The following is a 20,418-nucleotide window of genomic DNA, read 5'->3' on the forward strand; positions in this document are numbered from 1 at the left end:
GAATCAGTTAGGCACCGGGCTTCAGTGTCAGATTTCCACGACCAGCTCGGGATCGAAATCAGGGTTTTCGTTCTCGTAGCCTTTGGGATTGGCGATGATCCGCATCCGGCCGACCATGTAGTCAAACGACGAATGGACATGGCCGTGGATCCAGAGAGCCGGCTGGTGCCTCTCGATCAGGTCGCTCAGATCCGAGACGAATGCCGCCGTCAGGATGTCGCCTGCATAACGCGGATGGATCGATCCCTTGTGCGGGCCGTGATGCGTGACCACGACCGTCTTGCCGTCGAACGGCTCCGACAGGGCTTTATCGAGGAAGACCTTCGAGGCCGCATGTATATTCGAGAGATGGTTCGGCCGAAGCGGAACAGGCTCCCAATGTCGACCGGGCGTTCCCATCGCATAGCGAATAAGGTTGAAGTCGTTCATCCGTCGCCAAGCAATCTCTTTTGCGCCCTCTACAGTGTCCTCACCGTAGAGCGCGTAATCGGTCCAGAGCGTGCAGCCGATGAAGCGAACGCCGCCGATAGTAACAGTGCTGTCTTCGAGCAGATGGACGTTCTCATGCTTTGCATCCTCGGCCGCGCCTTGATTCCGCCACGTGGTGTAGGTGCCGCGATAGTACTCGTGGTTCCCGGCGACGTAGATCGACGGATACGGAACCTGGTCGGCCAGCCATCTGATGCCCGCGGCAGGCTCACGCATAAGGTCGCCCGCGCAAACGAAGACGTCCGCCTCGAGCGGCGAGATCGTCTTCGGGGCGCCATAGATTTCGTAATGCTGGGCAGACTGAATCCAAAGCTTCATTGCCACCGCGTGCTCCTTAGTGACCGTCATCGCATATCCCCGGATGCGATCCAGATATGCGCCGCGTAGCCACTCTTGTCTTGCGTGATCGATTATGTTGCAAACCTCCTGCCCAACTTCATCCATCCCCTATCGGTGAACGCCATCCTCTTCTCGCGGTGCAGGTAAAGAAGCTTGAACCACTCGGTGATGCAGTCCCATTTGGGATGATACACGATGCCAGAGAGCTGCCATTCCGCCGGCCGCTCGCCGGACTGGAATAGGACGAGGCTCCACGGCTGCAGCATAGGGGCGTGATATTCCTCTTCGAGCGTCGGCTCCTTCTCTCGGCACATCTGGAATTCGAGCGGCGGCATGAGATAGCCATCGGGTGATGTAAGTTCGAGAAGCCGTCGTCCGAGCTGGAAATCGATACCCGGAAACTTGACGAGCAGCCACCCGACGCGACGGCAGGTCTGATCGTCAGTCATCCAATCCGTCGGGATCATACCCTCGAGCTCCGAACACCGGTGGATCGCTTCGACGATGAGGGTTTCCCGATCCATGGCCTGGATATTGATCGATCCCCAACGACGGCGCCGGAATGCATGCTGCATTGCTGTCAGTCCCATTTGGGCGCCTCACATGCTACAAAACAATCAAGGTCAGGGTCATATCGGCGCCAGCTTTTGCCCCCGTTCGCGCCGATAAAGAGATCTGCAGGCGGATCGAGCGGCACCGCCATCCGGCCTTCGTAGAGCGCATGCTCTTCGCATGTTGTCGTGTAGTAGCCCTGACGGGTTCCGAAGGATGCCGGGCTGACCGCAATGCTCACATGTGTAAAGCGATCTCGCTTCGGCCAACTCGCGCGCGTCTTCAATGACTTTTCCGATCTCCGAAGCGGCACCGCTCACGCTGTCGTAGATGCGCAAGGTGCCCATCTTTTCTTTGATCTGCCGGACCTCATACGTGCCGTTGGGCGGCAGGATATGATCGATGACGGCAAAGTATGCGTCGAGGATGTCTGCCCACCCATCACGATGCTCAAACCATGCGCTGCGCAGCAGGCGGGCATATTTCGACTTCAACTCATCCAACGTCATCAATCTCTCCATCGCGCAGGCGGCTCGCGCGGTACCATCGCGTCCGATCGGTTACCCAGTCTTCCACGTCCATCTCCTTAGACTGCCAACGAGAGCTGGACAGGGCGGTTGTGTCTGTTGACCGCATCGGTCACGTATTCGCCGGACAGCTCTCCCTTGTCGGCCAGTTCCCCCGCGAGACGCTCGAACAGATCGCGATGCTGCTCCACGATCTGCGAAGCCCTCAGGAACTGCTCGTGGAGGATGTCATCGATCTCGCGGTCGATGCCATAGTTCCGGGCACGCTGATACACGAGATCCGCCCTCGGTCCTTCGGACGACAAAGAGCGTCCCATGCCAGCCACCGCAGTCATGTGCGTTGCGGCATTGGTCGCCTGCTGAAGGTCATGAGACACGCCGTCGGCATGAGCGCCGTATACCATGGTCTCTGCTGCGACAGACCCTACCAGGACGCAGATCTCGCGCTTCCACCAGTCGCTGTCCTTCGTCGCGAAGATGTCGATCGACAGGCGAGTGTAACCGCCCGACTGAATCATCGCCGTCGGGAACATCGCACTGTTGACAACGACCTTCTCCAGAACAGTGTGGCGCAGAGCTACAGCGACGACAGCGTGTCCAAGTTCGTGGATCGCAATCCGCTTCCTCCTCTCGAAGCTGATCGGAACCATCTCGGGCAGCGCGTCGACGACCATTTCGAGAGTGACCACGCCTCCGTTGCGCCGTGCCGCACGGCGGGCATCCTTGGCGACACCCTCAAGATCGGCACCCGACATACCTTCGGTCCGGCCGATGATCGGCGATACATCAAGATTGCTCTGCAGGTGGTACTGCAGGATTTTCTTGCGGGCCCCCGCATCCGGCAGGGGGATCTCGATGTGTCGATTCAGACGGCCCGGGCGACGGATCGCGGAGTCGATATTGGTGGCGTCGTTGGTAGCTCCGACGACAATGACACCCTCGCGCTCGACCGCGCCGTCGAGGCATTCGAGCAGCCCATTGACAACGCCACGATTCCAGTCGTCGCCGCGCCCGCCGTCGATGGAGCCGCGCTGCGGGAAATTGTCGATCTCATCAATCAACAGGACGGCCGGCGCATTCTTGCGGGCATCGTCGAAAGCGCGCCGCATCGCTTTGAGCATCGTGCCCTGGTGGCCTTCGCCCTGGCCGAGCCAGACAGAGTACGAACCGACGACAAGCTGCGCGCCGAGAGACTTCGCCAGTGCGGCCGCGAAGGTTGTCTTCCCGCAGCCGGGAGGGCCGCTCAGGAGAACGCCGTTGTCGACATCGGCCCACGGGATCCGGCCAGCCTCATAGTCCGCCATGTCGCGCTGCAACTCCATGGCCCATTCCATGGCCGGGCCGTAGCCGTGCAGTTCTTCCAGACGCGGGCCGTCATCGGACTTCCGCGGCGGAGCGTCGACCTCCTCGGGCTTGACGGCGGCGAATTCGCGGATGCGCTGCAGCACAGACTGGATACCGCGCCCGGTCTTACGCAAAGACGTGCGGATGTCAGGCGGTAGCGTCAGGAGTTCAGCGGCTTCTTCGCGGGTGATATCCGAATCCGTCGCGTCCTTTACGGCTCTCTGCACGAGAGCAAGGTCAAATTCTCGGATGTCGGCTACCACATCGGCGAGAGCGGATGTCCTCGATTCGAGCACCGCCTGGGCATCCGGGCGCTTGCAGATGAGCACGGTGCGTTTGTTGCCGAAGGAGACGGTCAGCCAGGGATCTTTTGCCTTTTTCTTGTCGTCCTTATCGACGCCGAAGGTGTCAGCGGCGAAATCGCCGCGGACGGCAGCTCGCCAGTTATATTCCTCGTCCTCTCCGCTCTTTTCGATATCGGCCACGGGCATATGCTTCAACAGCTCGTAGGCAGCAGTCTGCCAATAGCTTGCGCCGTCGTCATTGGGAAGGATGACGACCATGACAAGAGCAGTCGCCCGCTCGCGATACGGCCGCAGTTCACGGATCAGATGCATCCGTGCGATCTGTGCGTCGATAGTGGTTTCTTTGTCAGACATGTGACCCCGCATTGAAGAAATGGAAAATCGGTTTCGCGGGTCAGGTGGTCAGTTGTTGGAGTCGATCCGTTGGCGGCAGTAATCGCAGATCGGGAAGACGTGGTCGGGCCTCCTTTCGGCATGATGGCGGCAGCACTCGGCACAGATATTCAATGACATCGACGAGTATCCTTCGCCAAGCTTGAGCGCGCGCCAGTGCTGCTCGACGCTGACACTGTGCTTGTCGATCTCGACATTCAGCCAGCCGCCAGGATGCGCGGAGATATCCACGAAGACGAGACTGCGGAATTCACTGGCCGCCCGCTGCTTCAGATCGTCGACGAGCGGCAGCCAGCCTGCGGGAATCGGGAGTTTGTTAGTCATCGCGCGCTCCAGGACTCGTAGCACTCACGGCACAGGAAGCGATCGCCAAGGATCGCATTAGGGTCATCAAGCAGTGCCTCCATGCCAGTCTTCGCGACGACCTCACCGTATCGGCCGCAATGCTCGCAAGCTTCGATAAGTCTGCCCCGTGTCCCTTCGAGTGCGAAATCGGCAGCGTCGCGGAAGATCCCGACAAGCTCGGGCTTGTAGCGAGCGTCGATGAGTGTGAACCCGGCATTGCGCGTCTTGATACCGAGGATATCGACGGACCGGAGAACACCGAGATCGGAGAGCTGCGTGAACAGGTCATAGACGATAGGCTGCAGCCCGCGCCGGAACTGAAGCCGCTCGATGGATGGCACGGCGTCGCGGAAACGGTGGGCAAGGTCGCGGTACCAATTCTCGTCCGGGCGCAGGGGAAAGGATTCAGACATCACTTCATCATCTCCGTCAGTTCCGAAAAAGTGCATGGCGTGTAGCGGACATCGGGCATATCGACACCGACATCGCGGCTCCCGCCGATGCCGAGCAAGCGGCCGTGTGAGTGGCCGTAGAAATGGTAGCCGCCCTTGTGCATCCACTGCCACTCGCGCTGCGCGTAGTGCGCCAGGACCAGCTTGTTGTCTTCGTCCTCAGCGAAACTGAATCCTTCGGGGCGCGCGGCCCAAGGAAGTCCGGCGATCGTGGGATGGAGTTCGCCGTGGCGCAAATCATGGTTGCCGATAACGAGGTACTTCCGGCCGTTCAATCGGCTGAAAATCCATCGGATCTTGTCGGCACATTCGTTCAAGCCAAATGCAAAATCGCCGAGATGGTAGATTGTGTCGGTGGGGCCGACGACGGCGTTCCACTGCTGAATGAGATGCTCGTCATGCTCCTCAATCGTGCGGAACGGTCGGCGAGAAAGCGAGAGGATGTTGCTGTGCAGGAAGTGAGTGTCAGCGACATAGAACTTGCGGATGAAAGACATGAGAAGACTCCGTAAATAGACAATCGAAAGCGGCTCCGCGGGGTGCGGGTCAGGCTATTCGTGCTATTCGGAGTGCCTTCGTCATGGGTGAGTGTTCCTTCGTTCTCGGCTTGTCGTAGCAGGACCCGGGAAGGTTGTGAGCCCCCGACCGAAACAATATTCCCGGGAGCGTAAATTTAGTGCGATCGTGCCGCGGCGGCATCTCGGCGTCGATGCCGAAGAACATCTCGTCTGGTCTCCTCCGCTCTAATCAGCTCCAGAACCGTCGTCTTCCTCGGCCGCCAGGCGACCTTCTTTCTCTCCTTCCCGACCTCATCATCCTTTGCCGTCGCGCCAACTGTATCCACGAATGGAGAGCCACTCCGTCTGCAATCGTCGGAACTGGCCCATACAGCGCGATCGGGCCCCTCACCGGTGTTTGGACTCGTTGCAATAACGAAGACACGCTCATTGGCCACATCAGGCGTATTTTCTAGCGAGGCCACCAGCGAGCTTGCTTTGAAAGTACCCCCGCGCGCCGGGTTCGCGCCCTCCGGTTTACGTCTCAATCGGTCAAAGCGACGGTTTGATCTCGCGGTCTTCACTCCGACCACTGAATGACTAGGTGTTGTGTCGGCGTTTCCTTCCAAGTCGACGGCTTGACGAACCGGTTCACGATCCTTCGGGCGGTTCCGGAGGGATTCAGCGTTTGCCGAATCTCCGCGGCGAGAGGCAGGCAGTGCGGAGGGCAGGATAGATCCCTTATGTAGCGGACTCTGAACAGATTCCTTTGATTTTACACACGAATCCAGGATGCGCGATACGCCATCTATGTGATCGTTGTAGTGACGCTCCATAGCGTCGACGATCATCTCCTTGTAACTGTTCTGGACGATGAATGAGTCGTGTACCGAGAGCACGGTGATGCCCTTCTTGACCGTCAACTCATTCAGGATGCCGGTGCAGATCGAACTGTCGATGCGCTGCAGGCGGATACCAGCATCGCTGTGGAAGTAGTGCGCGATCCCCCGATGCTTCTCGCGGATTGCCTCAATCATGTCGTCGGCTTCGAAGTATCCTCCGCTAACGTGCTCAGTTAGCGCATGGACGGCATCGGAACGGCTGTTGGCGTTGATCAGGATGTTCAGACCACGCTTGCATGCCTCGCGCTGGTCCCGATAGCCAGGAATGTCGTACGCGTCGCCATCGAGGCGTAGTCCGGCGGCACGGTAGAGCATTCTCGGGTGCAACGTTGCATAGTCTGCCTCGAACACTGCCTCGCCGTTGATGACAATCTGCTGGCGGGCATCCTTGCCGAGTGCCTGCCATGCTGCGCCGTAGTAGCGACCGCCCAGTGTCCACACATCCGAGAATACGCGGTGGCATGCCCTGTTTGACAGGTCCACGCCATATTCGTGGCCGCGCTTCGAGACGTGAAAAACGATCTCTCCGTCACGGCGGCCGCCACGGAATTCGATGTCAGCCTCGGCATAGTGAGCGTTTAGCTTCGTTAGCATGCCGCGCATGCGACCGATGTTTTCCGTCTCCGTGTAAGCAACGAGACGCTTGTCGTCACGGCGGCGCAGGCGGATGCTCTGTGCAAGTTCCTTGCCCATCTTCGGGAGAGTGATCTTCGATGCGCCGGCGGCCGGCAGGATCCTCGACTGAAGTGTCAGTCCGTTTACGTCTCTCCGAAGATGGTCACCAGGGCGCGCCTTAATGTGACCCTCAATCAAAGGGCCGTCCGACAACCTTTCAATAGCACCAACGACCGTGCTGTAACCAAAAGCGTCACCGTAATACATCTCCTGCCCTGGGTACCATGACTCCGAGCGGCTGTAAGACATCCACCTACCCGGCCTCGTCCGCGCGGATGAAATGATCCCGGATGCGATCGATGCAATGGCTTGGCGATCGCGCTTGGTCCTGCCGGCGGGCAACGGAACGCCTGCTTCGATCATGCGCTCATAATCGGCATGCATATGCCATTGGAGAGCAAGATCTCTCTCTACCTCTATGCTGCTTGCTATGCGCATTCTGTCGTCCCGGATTGTCTGAAAATCATCGATCAGGGATCGTTCGCCGGTCCCCTGGGATCGATGGTTTGGGACATCCGGGCGTACCGCAAGCGGCAACCGGCAGTCAGGACGAGCAAGAAAGTGGACGCGCGGAACAATCCGCTGATGGTGTCAACAAACTTTTTTTGCGCATAGCGTCAGTGCACCACGAAGCATACGGCACCGGCAGTTAAGTTAAAAAGAGATGGTCACTCCGAGGGTATCAAGTCCTACGTTGCCCCCCTTTTGCGTCTACCCAATCCTCCGCCCCTATCGGTGGTTCGGAAGGCAGAATGTCATCGTCATCATAATAGCTCCCGAGGGTCGCTGCGTTGAGATTCACCAAAACAGATTTCCCGGAAGCGCGGCTTCGATCGCGCGGTTTAAGCAGCAGGTCGCTGTAGGACCAGCGCCGCGATGAGCGGCTATTCATTCGGCGAAGTTGAGACCAACGCTGTCGAGGACTTAATTGCTTGGCTTCAGGTTGACTTTCAGCCGGAGCAGTGAAACCCCCTCGATTTTTCTCCAGGAACGTTGCGTAGTCCATCAAAGCATTGCGGAGTTCGCTTCGCGTGTTTGGAGGCAGGTTCTGATATGCATCATTCTTCTCGAGAGCCGCCACCTCATCTTGTCCCGTTGGGAAAGTGCGTCCGCCAAGAAGTTCTCTGGCGCGGTTGACCCGCGATACAATATTGTTGGCGCTCGCCTGCTCTATACCTCGATGGCGCTTTATCCATTTTTTGAACTCGTCGGGTAGCTTCGGGATATTCCTGCCCTCATGGCGATCAATAATCGCCTTGCCCACATTATAGGCCAGCGCCGGAGGCACCTCCGATACAATAACGCGCCCGAGCTCGTTCTCATCGATCCAGAAGTCAAAATCGAACAATTCCGTCCAATTGAAATCCCTGGGGAACGATTGAAGCAACGAAAGGTGATGAAGCTCCAGGCCCGCCTCGCTGACGTCTGCCGGTGCCTTCCAAATGCTTTCGTAGAGGTCGGGGGCGGGACGACGGATCTTGTGTGTGGTGTGATCGTCGCTGTTCCATGGCCTTATATAGTACGAATTGCGCTCGATCAGATTGGCATCTTTCGGATCGTGAGGATCCAAGACTGCACTGACGAGCTTCTGTTTCGGAGACGCTCGGCGGTCGATCGACTGTTCAAGAAACCCGTCCCTCTCGCCGATCCTCCCGATGACCATCAGGCGTCTCCGCTGCTGCGCAACACCGTACAAAGATGCATCGAGAAGCAGTTCCGTCAGGCCATATCCATATCTTTTCCAGAGCAACCGAGCGTCCTGGTAAGCCTGAGAAGATCGTGCGTTTTCGAAACCCTCGTAAAGGAACCATTCTGGTCGAACGGCGCCGACCAGCAACGTAAATGACAAAGTGAGATCCGCACGTTCCCGGTCCCCTTCCGATCCATTCTCAAGAAAATGCCGAGTGTAGGGCGCACCCGCTATGAGATCGACGCCGGCACGCACGAAATGCGCCGGCAATCTGTTCAAGTCTGTCGGATCCCAGGAATATCCGTATAGCCGGTTCGCCGACCTGATCGCTTGGATAAGTTGCGACGTCGCATGGCCGGTGACGACATCCATACCTGCCGCCGCGAGGCCGATCGAGAGGCCTCCTACCCCGGCGTAAACTTCGACGGCCCTCATTTTACCCATCGCACACCTCGATTTGGACTGAAGGCGAGAAAATAGCGGGACGATATTGACCAGTCGTGAATCTGCTCACCCGCTTCCCAGGAAATTCGGGCGATGATCAGTCGCCGTGATGGTTTCCATGGCCCCAACAAGTTCCAATTTTCGATAAGCTCCGCATCGCGGTTAAGCCGCACCGACGAGCATGCCCCACCCGCATGAATAACCGATAATTCAGTGATAAAAATAACTGGATTTTCAGTTATAATTACTCACTGATTTTCCCGTGATTTTAACACCAATTTATTGATTTTTCACGTTTTTTCTGTTGATTACCATTCCAACAATGTGATTACATTTCGCCGCATCCAACGCCAAAGAGGTTACGAGTATGGCGACCACCACCTTCACATCCAATGCATGGAAGCGGCACTCCCGCTTCCTGCGCTCCGCGCTTGAAATTGCCCACAGCGCAGCCGAGCAGACCGCTGAATTGGCCTTCCATCTGGAGGCCAAGTACGATCCCAAATTCATGCTCCCCGACGATCTCGCGCTCGTTTATCATTGCGTCGTGTCCGACGTCGCTGTCGAAGCGCACCTGTTTCTCGATGTTGGCCAGAAACCCGGAGGCCTGCTCGGGGTATGGAGACCGTTCAACGGGTCGCCTCAGTGGGACGGCACGGTGAAGAGCACGATTGCGGTGCTCCGCAGCGACGACGTGTCGGACATTGTCTGCAATGTGCAATTGGCGCACTTCATCTCACAGGCTGCCATCCTTGTCGGCAATACCTCCCTGCAGGGAGACGCAGCATGATCATGCTCTCTCGCAACGCACCCTATCCGTTTCCCTTTCATGCAAAGGATGGGGCAACCGCGAACTTCCTGACCTTATCCGGACATACTCTCCAAATCACCATGGCGAACGCCGCCCGATCAGAAATCATGTCCGTCCGCAACGATCCGGTGAAGGCAGGCTTCATCCACGACGGATCGCTGATCCTGTGGGTGTTCGTCATCGGCCCCCTGATCTTCGACTGCCCATTCGACGCGCGCCTCATTCGGCCGAATATCCGGGACCTTCCCAACATCGAGAACGACCGGCAAAGGCTTGGCATCGACATACACCTGGTGGACACAGCCACGACGATGCTCAAGGCAATCCGGTTCATCACGCTTTCACCCTCACTGACCCAGCACTTCCTCACAGCCGCACAGGACCAGCTTGCAGATCCCCGCAACATGTCCGCGTACCTGGCGAAGTACAACCGCGTCCCGATTACAGGCATGCCCCACCTCGCCAACGTCGAACCGTGCGGCCGCTGAGAGGACGAATGGCTCACCTCATCCCCGACTGCGAGCCGGGGGATATGGGACGGCATTTCACCCGGTATCGCGAATGACGGGCGAGCCCCAATGTACCGATCATCTGACCTTTGTTTGGAGTAGTCATGCAGAAATTCCCCCCTCGCCTTCTTACGAAGCGCATCAAGAACGAGATTCTGGCACATGCCGCGAAACTCTCCGATCAGACGCTTCCGGACACCCTTCCGCCCGAGGAAGCGTTGCGCCCTCTCCCGCGCGGAAGAATGCTGGCGCTCAGATTTGCCCCTCAGATCAAAGGGCAGGACCGGATGCGCGTCGCATTCGAGGATCGGAGCGAGCCTCTGGCCGATTCCACGTTCAGGATCGGTTATGATGCCGCGAGCTGCATGTTGCCCGTGACACCACTCGTGCTGGCCTATTCCATCTCGCCGCGAATTAGTCCCCAGTTCGGGGCCATGGTGAAATCCGGTCTTCGCCAGAAAGAGATGGAGCTCTGGTGCCTTCAGGTCGCGAAGCTCGCCGACTATTGTCAGACTTCCGGCCTTCGCTTTTTGACTCTGGTGCAAAACGAGAATTCGGCTGAGGCTCTGTTTGCCGAATTTGCCCGTTTCACGATGCACTGAGGCCGGCCGCATATGACGATCATGCGAAAGAAAGAGGAGCTCGCGGACCCGATCGTGTCCGGCGTGTCTAAAATCCGCTACTCGGCAAGACTCGGCACACACAACAGCTTCGGCAGCTCCCCTCCTGAGCGCGTTTTCTTGTCCGCGTTCCTCACCGGCAAACCTCATGGCTGGCGTTCCCCGAACATCCCTCCGGCTGACACGCCTCAATCGCCTACCACTTCGTAAGCGAGGATCGATCACACGAGCTGACGCACCTAATCGCGTCCTCACCCACAATCTGTAGATGTTTTTATCACGGCAACAATCGGAGACTGAAGATGCCTCTATGGCTTGAGGAAACGATCAAACGTTACCATTCCAACGTCGATTTGAAGCACGTACCGTTCAAGGAACGGATGGCTCTGCTCAAGAAGGGCCGTAACGCCGAGCAGGTGAAACGCGAATTGCTCGAGCGGATGTTTCGCAAGGACGCCGCCTGCGAGAACTGGATCGAACCTCACCGCGATTTCTCGCCTCCGGAGTTTGAGGCAGGTGTAGCCGACCTTCGCCGACGCATGGCGCCGTTCATTCTGCCGGAACTGGCGCATCTCCCCATCGCGTTCGACGTCGACCAGATGACGGTTCGCGAATTCGCCGGCGCGGAGATCAAGCCGTCGGTGACGGACTTTTCCCAGACGCTGCTGCGCGAGTGGCGCTCTACCTATCTCGACTTTCCGCACGCCGCGGCGAGGCTGGATGACGGCTGGTACACGCGCGCGGTCTTTGTCACGCAAGAAACGTCCGACACGACGAAATGGTCGGCCATTCTGGAGGACGGTCGTGACCACCCGTCGATGATCCTCACCTGGTACGTACGGGAGAACGTCGGATTCTTTCCGGGCAGCCTTCTTGGATGTGATGACGATTTTTCGCTCTTCTCATCCTGTGGCCAATGGTCGGTATTCATTGCCAACCTGGTATATCTCTGTGTCGCCTGGTTCGGCACTATGAACGTACCGGACAAAAGCCGCCGTTCACCGGACGAGCAACGCGATGCTCTTCTCGAACAGGATCGGCTGGCCACCATTTCCGCGCCGGCCGATCCCTCTCGCTTCCGCCTCGTAAAGCTCACGCCACCTCGCGCGCAACGCTCGTGGCTGGCATGTGATGAGCCGAACGCGGCCACGCGTTCCAGGCACATCATGGTCAGGGGGCATTTCAAGCTCGTCCGCTACGGCGAACGGTGGCGGTACGCCCGCCTGAAATGGGTCAGATCCTACGAGAGAGGCCCCAAGGACAAACCACTGGAGACACGCGTCGCGCTCTTCGAGATTGAAACCAGCGAGAAAGAAAGGAACCAGGATCATGGTAATGGATATCTGGCTTAGGATGCCAGTGAAAGAATGGCTGCCGACCTGCTGGTATGGCGGCTATCTGGAGCAACTTCCCGACTTGTTGGTCGGGAAGTTTCCTGCCGCGATGGGTCTCTCCGGCATCGACCGGTGGAAGGTTTGGATCGTCGAAACCCCGGCCGAAAGAGTGGCCTTGCTCAATGCTCTCTCAAAGCCTGTTCCGATGCGCGGCAATATGTTGGATTTCGCGTCGGGACCTGATGCAGCGGCCAGTAAGATCGACAGGAGCAAGCACTATGGAGCTCCGGTTGCCGCGCTCTACGAACCGCCGGAACCGGACTGGCCGTGGATCACCCTCTTCAAGCTGCCGTCAGTGGCCACCGCAGGACCGCTTTCCCGGGAACTCGGTCGCGGTGTCTACTCGTATGAGGTCGATCCGAACGAGGCGGCCGCACACGAACGCCTCGCCCAGATGGGAGCCATCATGGCCATAACAGGAAACTATCCCGAAATGATTATCCGGACCGGCGGAGCGCGTCATGAAGAGACGTGTGAGGCCAGGCGGCCAACCTGAAGCTCACCCCTTCCCCGAACAATCCCAGACCAGACCCAGGAAAACCCCATGGTACAAACCCGCATCGAACGACTTGCCCGTTTCTTTTCTTATGCATCTGATCCGTCGAAGATCGACCTCACCGACGACCTGGCTCTCGACCAGGCCTACGAGGTTGCTCTTGATCAGTTCCGCGCTTTCGCGCGGAAGGGCGCCGGCTTGCAGGAGCTGATCGCTATGGAAAAGCTGATTAGCGAGCTTGCCGACCTGCTGCAGAAGGCATCGGGCGAGAAGGTCGAGCATGCCGGGCGCGTTGATCGCGCATTGTCAGGAACAAGATTCGGATATGCCAACGGGCGGCTGGGACCGCGACGGGAAAACGGTTTCGCCTGGATTTTCTCGATGCACCGACCTGCAAAGTAGCAGCGTTCGGTAGGCGGTTGCCGGTCGTGGTCGGATATGAGCGGTAACGCGACCTAAATCGTCAGCGCAAGCCAGAGAGCAACATCCGCGAGAAGATCGGAATCGTCCTCGCCGGGTCGTGCTGGACGCTGGATGGTGACACGCCGATTTGCCTGCAATCCTCAGCCGCCCGATAGCCAGGCACACACTGTCTATTCGTTCGGGAACCGCATAGCGGACGGCATCGAGCTTCAACTCAAAAGACTGGAAATGAAAATGACAAATTTCTTTTTCGCCATCGTGGACGCCGACGGCAACTACCTCGAACGCGGCCTTGAATACCGCCAAGCAGCGGAAAGGCTGCTCAGGTTAGACGACAACAGCTTCCGTTTCGAGAGCCAGCCCGACGGCTTGATTGAGCTGCAATGGGGTAAATGGGGCCAGGAGCGTCCAACGGGAATTCAGGGCGGCACCGAATCTGATATTTTCTGGCAAGTTATATCCCGAGACGAGCCGTGGTGTGGTCGACAAGCCTTCATGGAGCAGTTCGGTGACGAGTCATGGTGGCGCATAGCACAGCCTGGTAGGCCACCATTTTACGGCTACGGGAGCGCAGCGGAGGCCTATGCCTACTGCAACTATCTGAATCAGGGTCATAGAAGTTGTGAGAAAAAAAGGCTTGCCTTCCAGGTCCATCACCCGGATTCACGAGACGTTTTCGAAGGAGGATATCGCAGCGGCTCGGGAAACGTGAAGCTGGCCGATGCTCTGCGCGAGTTTCGGAGCGTTTTTGCCATCGACCGTCTCCTCCCGGTGGTGCTTCGCGATCTGCACTACCCCGACCGCCTGTTCGAACTGACATCGAAGATCTTCGTGCGCCTGAAACTCAGGACGGAAAACGGGCTGGTTTCAGGAAGTGCACACCTGCGTGTCCATATTGGCGAGACCTACATCGGGTGGGACGAAGAGGATTGGCGCGCAGTCATCGAATCCGCGCTCCGCCGCACAGAGGACACTGATCTGGGCTGGCACTTCGATCTGGCGAATCCGGCCACCGCCATTGAAGTCTCACTCGGTACCACGTGGGGACAGGATATCCTGCTTTACCGGCGGAAGTCGGGCGCCGTCCAGGATATTCCGGCGATCGACCTGAACCGCCTGCGGGGGGAAATCTATCACAAGATCGCATCCGTGCCGGACTCGGGACGAACAGACATCTGCCGCCAAGCTGCCCTTTCCGCCGATGGCAAAGTCGAAATCAAATGCAAAAGGCGAGGACTCCATTTGCTTTCGCGGCGCGATTCTTCGCAGCACTGATCCCGTTGTGGCGCTTCCGCGAAGGTTCATGCGACCGGGAGCGGCTTCCCTCGCCATGTCGCAGGATCGCCGAAGCGGCCGACGATCCTGTTTCCAATCCGCCTGACGGCGCGGTCCTCATCATCGTTCAGGAGCGGCTCCGGCCCGTGTTTGGGAGGCCAGCCGTCGCAGAGCGAACCCCGGAACGCACCGAAACGATCATTCCGCGCCATCATCAGCAATTCCCGGCAGCCGGCCGTGAGGCTCCTCAACAGCGACGCATCCAGAAAAACGCCGGTTTCCGGAATTCCGTCCAGGACAATCTGGCCGATACAGGCGGCGGGCAACCGCCCCTGCCGGTGCAGCACGAGATCCGACAGCAGGTACAGCGCGTCGGCATTATCGAAAAGCTCGATCCGCCGGAAGCGATCGAACGCGATCAATATGGGCCGCCACTCCGAGGCTTTCCCGATATACCGACGACCGGAAACAGTCCCATAGGCCAGATGCGGATCGTATAAGGGGCGTTTGCTATCATCCGTCATGTCTGGCTTCAGCTCCGCTTCCATCATCAGGAGAATGATCTGGTCGCCGGCTGCACGGAACAAGCCCGCAAATACGGGAAACTGCCCAGCTCCGGTTTTTGAAGGGAACAGCAGCATCCTTTCCCGCTTATGGATCCGGGCAATGATGACACCATTATCGTGGTCTGCCTGCCAGGCCCAGCCTAGACATCGCACAAAGCATCGCGCCAGAAGCCATGACCGACCGCTGCAGCCTGCGCCGCACCGGAAACCTGCTCGATATGCGCAAGATCCGAACGCCGGGTCAGCCTCCTCTCGAGCTCGGATCGGACCTCAAATCGATCGAATCCTTTGCTCAGCAGGATACGTTCTGCCCCGAGCACAATCATATCGATATCGGCCGGCCGGTCATCTGCATCGAGGCCCGAATTGAAGAAGGCGGCGACGGATGCCGCGATAGCCCGATCGACCGCGGACGATTCCGGCCGTCCCCGGCGATGTCTCTCGTTGCGCCACGTCTCGGTGCGGCGGCGGGTGTTTTCGTTAGTCAGATTGCGTTGGCGCGGCATAACTATCTCCTCTGGACCACGAGAATTTCGCGTAGTGATGCAAGCGACAATCACAACGAGAGCGTCACTACCCGAAAAAACGTGAAACAAATCACCGGCAACTTTTCTTGCGTTGCGGATCACAGCAGCTCGAGCTGTTTTGGCGCCAATGCCTGTCGCCGATATTTTGCAGCCATTTTCAGCACGTCGGACAACAGCGTGGGGTCACGCAACGCTGCGTCTATCGACAGCTTAGCCAGCAGGTGTCCGCGGCGGCTGTCGGCCCTGGAAAAACCCTCGCCGTTCCGCTTGCGAGCATGATCAGCATCCCGGGAGGCAACGATGCCAAGGATTTCGAGGGCGGCCCGCCCCTCCTCACGCCTCGGATCCAGTCTTGGCGAGATGCGAAATGGAAACCGGAAACGAAGTGCGGGACCGGCACAGCCTTCACTATGTGAAACCTTGGAGTTCCGATTCTTTTCAGGGAAGTAACGGGGGGAGCTTCGTGAGCCTGTTGAGGTCATGAGGATGGTCCTGAGCGCTTCCGCGTGGCGGCGTCCAGCGGCTCCAGATCGTCACGATACAGCAGACGCGACATGAGCTTCCTCACGGCCTCGTTCGGCGCGTAACCGGCATCAATCAGGAGCGCCTTCGAATCCGCGATGATGGTCTCCAAAGCGGCACTCCGCTCTCCCGTGCCACGCACCCGGGCAAGGGCGACCGCGAACGCGGCGGCAACCGCGCCGTCGACGCGTGGCGCCTCGGGCCGGCGGATATCACGCAGCCGTGCGCGATACCGCTCCTGCGCAGCTCGTTGTTTCTCGTTCACTGGATTTCGCCGCCTGGGCATCGTCGTCGTCCCTTTACTTTCATCACTACGAGATGGCGAAACCGCATCCGCCATCACTACGCGATGCAAATCTTCGCCGCCGGCGCGCAACACACAAAGCCTTTGAAAAATAAAGCTTGTTGACGTGAGAAGGGCTGTCTCGGCCCGTCATACTTGTCGTTTCCGCCATCGCACGGCTGCTTTGCTCTCGCCAACGCATTCAATGATGCGATCTCGACATGCAAGACGCTCCAGGGCGCGCGAAGTGTACTTCGCGATTATTCCGCGTTGAGCTACGGTCGGCCCATGCCTGACCAGACTTCGTTCGCATCACTATGCGGCAACGGTTGGATGAACGTCAGCTCTATCGGCGCCTGGCAACTTCGACGCCTCTGACAATGATTTGACCATCGCGAGAACGGATTGCCTGATGGCCGGATCAACAATCTTCATGAAGGCCTTGTTCAGGCTTGCGCCTTCCGTCGACATCAGAAATGCCGAGAGGTCTTCAAGATCGGGGATAGCGACGGCGTTCTCGGCTGGCTGCGCCCGAGTGCTTCCGTCCAGGAAGAAGTAGGCGACCGGAACTGCCAGAGCATCTGCAATCATCTGCAGGCGGCTTGACCCGATCCTGTTCGCGCCAGTTTCATACTTCTGAACCTGTTGGAAAGTGACACCGATCCGCTGCGCCAAACGCTGTTGACTCCAACCTAGCATCAGTCGCTGCAACCGTACGCGGGCACCAACACTCGCATCTACAGGATTTACGTGTTTCTTCATTCTGCCCTCAATCGGATCCGGCCGCCAACCGAACTACCTCTGCCAGATTGCCAGTCCGCGGACAAGTTGCGCCATCGGCTCAGGTGGCCCGCCATGCGGTGGGATGGGAGGGACTGGCCATGCCGTTCACGGAACGCGTCTAAGGCCTCCAGGAATTGCTTAGCGGTCATTTCTGCTTCCATCCAACCAGCCTCGCACAATTTGTGGTTGGTGACCCGAATAAACAAAAGAAGTAAAAAGGCCTGTCGGCGAATCCTGAAGACAATATCCGGTCGAGCGGTGGTTATCAGGATTTAAATCCGAGCGCCGTGAAAAGGCGGAACATCCGGGAGGAGCGGTCCTTCGCGCTTGTACCAGGAGTCCTTGCGGCCGGCCATTCGACGATCGTCGATCCCGACCGCAACGTAGCCGGTGATGTTTAAGAGCGCGATTGCCTCAGGACTGACCCAGCGGATCAAGGTAGTCAAGGTTCTCGAAGAATTTCGCCGCCTGCTTGTCCATGATCGCATTTTCAAGAGTCTTCGCGATCTCCTCGAACAAACCGCCAAGCTTCTCCAGATAGTCACGCGTGATGTCGGTGTGCGCGATGCCGTTTTTATCGGCGCCGTTCCGATGGACGCAGTCGTGCCTCTTATCTACGGACTTAATGACTAACGTTCTGTCGTCTTTGTCACGTGACAAAATCGGCTTCCCAAATGCGGACTCGCACACACCGTTGATCGGCCCCAGCTTGTGGTACGACAACCCTTGAAGCGTGGTCTTCACCATCTCTCTAACAATATCCGGCCGATCGAGGATCGTTTCCAAACTGATCTGCTTGTCCTTCAGCCCCTCCAACTTCAGCATCTTCCGCTGCACTCCCACGTCGTCCATCGCCGCTCCGATGATCGCGTCTGATAGGTACGCTTCGAGAATCGAATACAGCATGACGAACAGCAATCGGTTCTTGCTGCCCGCGCCGCCCACCGTGCTCAGCTCGCTGACGTTAGCTTTCCAGTCCTGCATTGCCCCGACACAGCAATCGGTTCTTGCTGCCCGCGCCGCCCACCGTGCTCAGCTCGCTGACGTTAGCTTTCCAGTCCTGCATTGCCCCGACAAAGATACCGTAAGCACCAGGTTCCGGCTCCGGATCGTCCCAATCATCATAGGTGTCATCGACCTTGATCGTGACATCGACGTCCGAGGCGTCTTCAAGCTCTGCCGACCAGCCGTTCTCGTCATGACGAATGATGACAGTCCAGCCTTCTTCGTCATCGTCGAACAGGCAGGGGACTTCCTCGAAATGCTCTTCTTGGTCTCCCGGGACTTTGAGCCACGCAGCCGTCGGGTTTTTACAGTGAGGACACGTGAAGCTGACTTCGACGTCGACCTGCGACCAGACTTCATGCAGGTATTCCTTGACCGAACTCATGTGCACTCTTCCTGCCGGGTCAATGGCTCTGCGTTCTTCTCGAAGTTGCACTCATAGCACTCGGCCCGAATATTCGAAATGTCGTCCGTCCCGCCGTGATAGATCGGGATCTTGTGACCCTTGGTCCAGACATGCTTGTAGCGGGGATCTGGCCGCTTCGGAATCACATCCCAAGGACGTCCGCATTCTACGCAGGTCGGGCTGGCGGCTAGAAGCGCTCTCCATTCAGCGGCGGTGTGCTTCCCGCCGTTCGCCTTCATCCTCGCCTGACGTAAACGGCCGCGGGCGTTCCGGCAGTCCATGCAGCGATCCCAAGAGTTGAAGCGGGTGCCGCCGCACTTGGTGCACATCCTGCTGGTTATCACGTCCATTCCTGCCTCACCGAATCATAGAGACCGAAAGCATACGATTTCTGCCGGCGTTTGCGTCAGGCACATCGGCCGCACAGCATGATTCTGCAACCGCACGAGGGTTTCGTGCTTGGACTGATGACCGAACTCAAAGCCAACGAGCTGCTCGTCAACTCACTTTTTTCGAGAAGTCCGCCGGCGGATGGAGCAGTTGTCCGTTTCGACCGACGGCAGCACGCTCGTTTTCGGAAACGAAAGGAGATGGATATGCTGAAATTTTTCAATCCGTTATGGTGGCTCGAGGGCCTCACAAGCATCCTTCACGAATTCTTCGGACCTATCCTGCGTGCGCTGGGCTTAATGAAGTCTCCGCCGCCCATTCCACACGACAACGCGCAGATCGAAGATGTTCGAGACGCGGCACGACTGGCTGAACAGCAGCAGGCGGCAGTCGAGGCGCTGCAGGCAAAAATGTCAGCGGCGGAAGTCGTTCGTGCCTATGCGCGGGCGACCGAGGACACCCGCAAGGCTATGGATCTGGTCGCTCTCAGCGAAGAGCAGCAAGACTGGCTCCTTCGGCTCAGCGATGTCGACCTGATTTTCCTTGGAAATGAGTCCGTGGCCGGGTGCGAGCGCAGCCTGAATGCCTTGCAGGTGTTCCGTTTCAAGGCTCGTCGTCAAGCGCAGGAGCCGGAACGCTCTCCGATCCTGTCGACGTCGTGCATGACGGAAGAAGAGAAGCGCGCCTTCATCAAGGCGCGCTACGCCGAACTTTACTTACCGGACGGAAGTGCCAATCCGGAGCCGAAATACAGAGGGTGACCGATCAACCGATACCCTGTCAGCCTTCATCCTGAAACCGCCCGAGGTAACGTGCGGGCGGTTTTTGATTTCAAAAAGCCGCAGTGCTTCATACAACTCCGGCATTTCGTTCATCACATCCCCGAAACGCGCGACGAGGGCTTTGTCAGAGAGTTCCATAGTGCCGTCCACGCTACGAATTACGCACGCGATCGATGAATGCCTGCCGCTGATCGAGAGCCTTCCTCAGACTCCGGACTTCCGCTTCCAGTGCGGCAATGCGCTGCGCGCCTACGATGGCAATACGTCCGAGATCATCCGCGCGGCCACGCGCCTCCGCGAGTTTGTCGGCGTGGCGGCGGCGGACGTCTGCTTCACGAACACGATCGGCGTTCGCGAGGCCGCGGCGAAGGCCATCGTGAAGCGCCACGGATCCGACCGCCGTCAGGATGCCAAGTTCCAGGCCTGCCCGCATTGCCGGATCGCGGGAGTCAAAAAGAGAAAGGCTCATGACTGCATCTCCGTTATCAATTGGAGGCCGACCCTAGATGGACCCGGAGTCGCTGAGAGCCCCGCGTTCTCAAAAATCTGAAGCCACGGTAAAGGAACTACGATCGAACCCACGGACTTCTCCGTTATCGCCCGAGCTTTCGCCGTCGTACAGGTGTTGTTGCCTCTGTTTCCGTACGACGTACAGCGCAATCTCGACATCAG

The 20,418-nt window shown here is 58.2% G+C and carries 25 protein-coding genes; 9 read left to right on the plus strand and 16 right to left on the minus strand.

What is annotated here, in order from left to right:
* Nucleotides 1-27 precede the first annotated feature (27 nt).
* The 9 genes from N2601_RS08655 to N2601_RS08695 form a co-directional block, all read right to left on the minus strand.
* The gene (locus N2601_RS08655) at nucleotides 28-807 is read right to left on the minus strand and encodes a metallophosphoesterase (protein ID WP_260303888.1); all 780 of its coding nucleotides are present in this window, start codon (nucleotides 805-807) and stop codon (nucleotides 28-30) included.
* Between the two features lie 92 nt (nucleotides 808-899).
* Complete coding sequence (locus N2601_RS08660) at nucleotides 900-1,418, minus strand: hypothetical protein (protein ID WP_260303889.1); 519 nt, start codon at nucleotides 1,416-1,418, stop codon at nucleotides 900-902.
* Nucleotides 1,419-1,457: 39 nt separating this feature from the next.
* A complete protein-coding gene (locus tag N2601_RS08665) occupies nucleotides 1,458-1,889 on the minus strand; it encodes a hypothetical protein (protein WP_260303890.1) in 432 nt (143 codons plus the stop codon).
* A 77-nt stretch (nucleotides 1,890-1,966) separates the two neighbouring features.
* Nucleotides 1,967-3,910, minus strand: coding sequence for an AAA family ATPase (locus N2601_RS08670; protein ID WP_260303891.1), 1,944 nt, complete (start codon nucleotides 3,908-3,910; stop codon nucleotides 1,967-1,969).
* A 48-nt stretch (nucleotides 3,911-3,958) separates the two neighbouring features.
* Nucleotides 3,959-4,273 carry a hypothetical protein gene (locus N2601_RS08675; protein ID WP_260303892.1) on the minus strand — a complete coding sequence of 105 codons (315 nt, stop codon included), beginning with the start codon at nucleotides 4,271-4,273 and terminating at the stop codon, nucleotides 3,959-3,961.
* Nucleotides 4,270-4,707, minus strand: coding sequence for a hypothetical protein (locus tag N2601_RS08680; protein ID WP_260303893.1), 438 nt, complete (start codon nucleotides 4,705-4,707; stop codon nucleotides 4,270-4,272). Before N2601_RS08680 ends, N2601_RS08675 begins: the two co-directional genes overlap by 4 nt.
* Nucleotides 4,707-5,243, minus strand: coding sequence for a hypothetical protein (locus N2601_RS08685; protein ID WP_260303894.1), 537 nt, complete (start codon nucleotides 5,241-5,243; stop codon nucleotides 4,707-4,709). The genes N2601_RS08680 and N2601_RS08685 overlap by 1 nt, the downstream gene beginning before the upstream one ends.
* 176 nt (nucleotides 5,244-5,419) lie before the next feature.
* Nucleotides 5,420-7,258: a hypothetical protein gene (locus tag N2601_RS08690; RefSeq protein WP_260303895.1), complete on the minus strand. Its 1,839-nt coding sequence runs from the start codon at nucleotides 7,256-7,258 to the stop codon at nucleotides 5,420-5,422.
* Between the two features lie 244 nt (nucleotides 7,259-7,502).
* A complete protein-coding gene (locus N2601_RS08695; protein ID WP_260303896.1) occupies nucleotides 7,503-8,954 on the minus strand; it encodes a DNA cytosine methyltransferase in 1,452 nt (483 codons plus the stop codon).
* A gap of 367 nt (nucleotides 8,955-9,321) precedes the next feature.
* On the opposite strand from N2601_RS08695, the gene N2601_RS08700 reads away from it, so the two are divergent.
* The 7 genes from N2601_RS08700 to N2601_RS08730 all read left to right on the plus strand — a co-directional run bounded on the left by N2601_RS08700 (nucleotide 9,322) and on the right by N2601_RS08730 (nucleotide 14,482).
* Nucleotides 9,322-9,744, plus strand: coding sequence for a hypothetical protein (locus N2601_RS08700; RefSeq protein WP_260303897.1), 423 nt, complete (start codon nucleotides 9,322-9,324; stop codon nucleotides 9,742-9,744).
* The gene (locus tag N2601_RS08705) at nucleotides 9,741-10,253 is read left to right on the plus strand and encodes a hypothetical protein (RefSeq protein WP_260303898.1); all 513 of its coding nucleotides are present in this window, start codon (nucleotides 9,741-9,743) and stop codon (nucleotides 10,251-10,253) included. Before N2601_RS08700 ends, N2601_RS08705 begins: the two co-directional genes overlap by 4 nt.
* A gap of 125 nt (nucleotides 10,254-10,378) precedes the next feature.
* Complete coding sequence (locus N2601_RS08710) at nucleotides 10,379-10,876, plus strand: hypothetical protein (RefSeq protein WP_260303900.1); 498 nt, start codon at nucleotides 10,379-10,381, stop codon at nucleotides 10,874-10,876.
* A gap of 398 nt (nucleotides 10,877-11,274) precedes the next feature.
* On the plus strand, nucleotides 11,275-12,246 hold the full coding sequence (locus N2601_RS08715; protein WP_260303901.1) for a hypothetical protein: 972 nt from the start codon (nucleotides 11,275-11,277) through the stop codon (nucleotides 12,244-12,246).
* Entirely contained in the window at nucleotides 12,230-12,784 is a 555-nt protein-coding gene (locus N2601_RS08720) for a hypothetical protein (protein ID WP_260303902.1), read from the plus strand. Before N2601_RS08715 ends, N2601_RS08720 begins: the two co-directional genes overlap by 17 nt.
* A gap of 48 nt (nucleotides 12,785-12,832) precedes the next feature.
* Entirely contained in the window at nucleotides 12,833-13,186 is a 354-nt protein-coding gene (locus N2601_RS08725) for a hypothetical protein (RefSeq protein ID WP_260303903.1), read from the plus strand.
* Nucleotides 13,187-13,318: 132 nt separating this feature from the next.
* Nucleotides 13,319-14,482 (plus strand): hypothetical protein, encoded by a 1,164-nt coding sequence (locus N2601_RS08730; RefSeq protein WP_260303904.1) that lies wholly within the window; start codon nucleotides 13,319-13,321, stop codon nucleotides 14,480-14,482.
* Nucleotides 14,483-14,508: 26 nt separating this feature from the next.
* Here the strand turns inward: N2601_RS08730 and N2601_RS08735 are convergent, their stop codons facing one another.
* The gene (locus N2601_RS08735) at nucleotides 14,509-15,123 is read right to left on the minus strand and encodes a hypothetical protein (protein ID WP_260303905.1); all 615 of its coding nucleotides are present in this window, start codon (nucleotides 15,121-15,123) and stop codon (nucleotides 14,509-14,511) included.
* Nucleotides 15,124-15,221: 98 nt separating this feature from the next.
* Between N2601_RS08735 and N2601_RS08740 the strand changes: the two genes are divergently transcribed.
* A complete protein-coding gene (locus N2601_RS08740) occupies nucleotides 15,222-15,854 on the plus strand; it encodes a hypothetical protein (protein ID WP_260303906.1) in 633 nt (210 codons plus the stop codon).
* Between the two features lie 199 nt (nucleotides 15,855-16,053).
* Here the strand turns inward: N2601_RS08740 and N2601_RS08745 are convergent, their stop codons facing one another.
* The 5 genes from N2601_RS08745 to N2601_RS34205 all read right to left on the minus strand — a co-directional run bounded on the left by N2601_RS08745 (nucleotide 16,054) and on the right by N2601_RS34205 (nucleotide 18,924).
* Nucleotides 16,054-16,383, minus strand: a complete 330-nt coding sequence (locus N2601_RS08745; RefSeq protein WP_260303907.1) for a hypothetical protein — start codon at nucleotides 16,381-16,383, stop codon at nucleotides 16,054-16,056.
* Between the two features lie 312 nt (nucleotides 16,384-16,695).
* A complete protein-coding gene (locus N2601_RS08750) occupies nucleotides 16,696-17,142 on the minus strand; it encodes a helix-turn-helix domain-containing protein (RefSeq protein ID WP_260303908.1) in 447 nt (148 codons plus the stop codon).
* 435 nt (nucleotides 17,143-17,577) lie between these two features.
* Nucleotides 17,578-18,147 carry a hypothetical protein gene (locus N2601_RS08755; protein WP_260303909.1) on the minus strand — a complete coding sequence of 190 codons (570 nt, stop codon included), beginning with the start codon at nucleotides 18,145-18,147 and terminating at the stop codon, nucleotides 17,578-17,580.
* Nucleotides 18,128-18,553, minus strand: coding sequence for a hypothetical protein (locus N2601_RS08760; protein ID WP_260303910.1), 426 nt, complete (start codon nucleotides 18,551-18,553; stop codon nucleotides 18,128-18,130). The genes N2601_RS08755 and N2601_RS08760 overlap by 20 nt, the downstream gene beginning before the upstream one ends.
* Entirely contained in the window at nucleotides 18,550-18,924 is a 375-nt protein-coding gene (locus N2601_RS34205) for an HNH endonuclease (RefSeq protein WP_445944997.1), read from the minus strand. The genes N2601_RS08760 and N2601_RS34205 overlap by 4 nt, the downstream gene beginning before the upstream one ends.
* A 117-nt stretch (nucleotides 18,925-19,041) precedes the next feature.
* Between N2601_RS34205 and N2601_RS08765 the strand changes: the two genes are divergently transcribed.
* Nucleotides 19,042-19,725, plus strand: coding sequence for a hypothetical protein (locus tag N2601_RS08765; protein WP_260303911.1), 684 nt, complete (start codon nucleotides 19,042-19,044; stop codon nucleotides 19,723-19,725).
* Between the two features lie 172 nt (nucleotides 19,726-19,897).
* On the opposite strand, the gene N2601_RS08770 is transcribed toward N2601_RS08765, so the two are convergent.
* Nucleotides 19,898-20,215 carry a hypothetical protein gene (locus tag N2601_RS08770; protein ID WP_260303912.1) on the minus strand — a complete coding sequence of 106 codons (318 nt, stop codon included), beginning with the start codon at nucleotides 20,213-20,215 and terminating at the stop codon, nucleotides 19,898-19,900.
* Nucleotides 20,216-20,418 lie beyond the last annotated feature (203 nt).

This window comes from Rhizobium sp. CB3060 (assembly GCF_025200735.1).
Classification (GTDB): Bacteria; Pseudomonadota; Alphaproteobacteria; order Rhizobiales; family Rhizobiaceae; genus Rhizobium.

What these genes read in the sequence shown, in the direction of transcription:
- N2601_RS08655 (WP_260303888.1), bottom strand. Translation starts at nt 807, where the DNA reads ATGAAGCTTTGGATTCAGTCTGCCCAGCATTACGAAATCTATGGCGCC.
- N2601_RS08660 (WP_260303889.1), bottom strand. Translation starts at nt 1,418, where the DNA reads ATGGGACTGACAGCAATGCAGCATGCATTCCGGCGCCGTCGTTGGGGA.
- N2601_RS08665 (WP_260303890.1), bottom strand. Translation starts at nt 1,889, where the DNA reads ATGACGTTGGATGAGTTGAAGTCGAAATATGCCCGCCTGCTGCGCAGC.
- N2601_RS08670 (WP_260303891.1), bottom strand. Translation starts at nt 3,910, where the DNA reads ATGTCTGACAAAGAAACCACTATCGACGCACAGATCGCACGGATGCAT.
- N2601_RS08675 (WP_260303892.1), bottom strand. Translation starts at nt 4,273, where the DNA reads ATGACTAACAAACTCCCGATTCCCGCAGGCTGGCTGCCGCTCGTCGAC.
- N2601_RS08680 (WP_260303893.1), bottom strand. Translation starts at nt 4,707, where the DNA reads ATGTCTGAATCCTTTCCCCTGCGCCCGGACGAGAATTGGTACCGCGAC.
- N2601_RS08685 (WP_260303894.1), bottom strand. Translation starts at nt 5,243, where the DNA reads ATGTCTTTCATCCGCAAGTTCTATGTCGCTGACACTCACTTCCTGCAC.
- N2601_RS08690 (WP_260303895.1), bottom strand. Translation starts at nt 7,258, where the DNA reads ATGCGCATAGCAAGCAGCATAGAGGTAGAGAGAGATCTTGCTCTCCAA.
- N2601_RS08695 (WP_260303896.1), bottom strand. Translation starts at nt 8,954, where the DNA reads ATGGGTAAAATGAGGGCCGTCGAAGTTTACGCCGGGGTAGGAGGCCTC.
- N2601_RS08700 (WP_260303897.1), top strand. Translation starts at nt 9,322, where the DNA reads ATGGCGACCACCACCTTCACATCCAATGCATGGAAGCGGCACTCCCGC.
- N2601_RS08705 (WP_260303898.1), top strand. Translation starts at nt 9,741, where the DNA reads ATGATCATGCTCTCTCGCAACGCACCCTATCCGTTTCCCTTTCATGCA.
- N2601_RS08710 (WP_260303900.1), top strand. Translation starts at nt 10,379, where the DNA reads ATGCAGAAATTCCCCCCTCGCCTTCTTACGAAGCGCATCAAGAACGAG.
- N2601_RS08715 (WP_260303901.1), top strand. Translation starts at nt 11,275, where the DNA reads ATGGCTCTGCTCAAGAAGGGCCGTAACGCCGAGCAGGTGAAACGCGAA.
- N2601_RS08720 (WP_260303902.1), top strand. Translation starts at nt 12,230, where the DNA reads ATGGATATCTGGCTTAGGATGCCAGTGAAAGAATGGCTGCCGACCTGC.
- N2601_RS08725 (WP_260303903.1), top strand. Translation starts at nt 12,833, where the DNA reads ATGGTACAAACCCGCATCGAACGACTTGCCCGTTTCTTTTCTTATGCA.
- N2601_RS08730 (WP_260303904.1), top strand. Translation starts at nt 13,319, where the DNA reads ATGGTGACACGCCGATTTGCCTGCAATCCTCAGCCGCCCGATAGCCAG.
- N2601_RS08735 (WP_260303905.1), bottom strand. Translation starts at nt 15,123, where the DNA reads ATGCTGCTGTTCCCTTCAAAAACCGGAGCTGGGCAGTTTCCCGTATTT.
- N2601_RS08740 (WP_260303906.1), top strand. Translation starts at nt 15,222, where the DNA reads ATGACCGACCGCTGCAGCCTGCGCCGCACCGGAAACCTGCTCGATATG.
- N2601_RS08745 (WP_260303907.1), bottom strand. Translation starts at nt 16,383, where the DNA reads ATGCCCAGGCGGCGAAATCCAGTGAACGAGAAACAACGAGCTGCGCAG.
- N2601_RS08750 (WP_260303908.1), bottom strand. Translation starts at nt 17,142, where the DNA reads ATGAAGAAACACGTAAATCCTGTAGATGCGAGTGTTGGTGCCCGCGTA.
- N2601_RS08755 (WP_260303909.1), bottom strand. Translation starts at nt 18,147, where the DNA reads ATGCAGGACTGGAAAGCTAACGTCAGCGAGCTGAGCACGGTGGGCGGC.
- N2601_RS08760 (WP_260303910.1), bottom strand. Translation starts at nt 18,553, where the DNA reads ATGAGTTCGGTCAAGGAATACCTGCATGAAGTCTGGTCGCAGGTCGAC.
- N2601_RS34205 (WP_445944997.1), bottom strand. Translation starts at nt 18,924, where the DNA reads ATGGACGTGATAACCAGCAGGATGTGCACCAAGTGCGGCGGCACCCGC.
- N2601_RS08765 (WP_260303911.1), top strand. Translation starts at nt 19,042, where the DNA reads ATGACCGAACTCAAAGCCAACGAGCTGCTCGTCAACTCACTTTTTTCG.
- N2601_RS08770 (WP_260303912.1), bottom strand. Translation starts at nt 20,215, where the DNA reads ATGAGCCTTTCTCTTTTTGACTCCCGCGATCCGGCAATGCGGGCAGGC.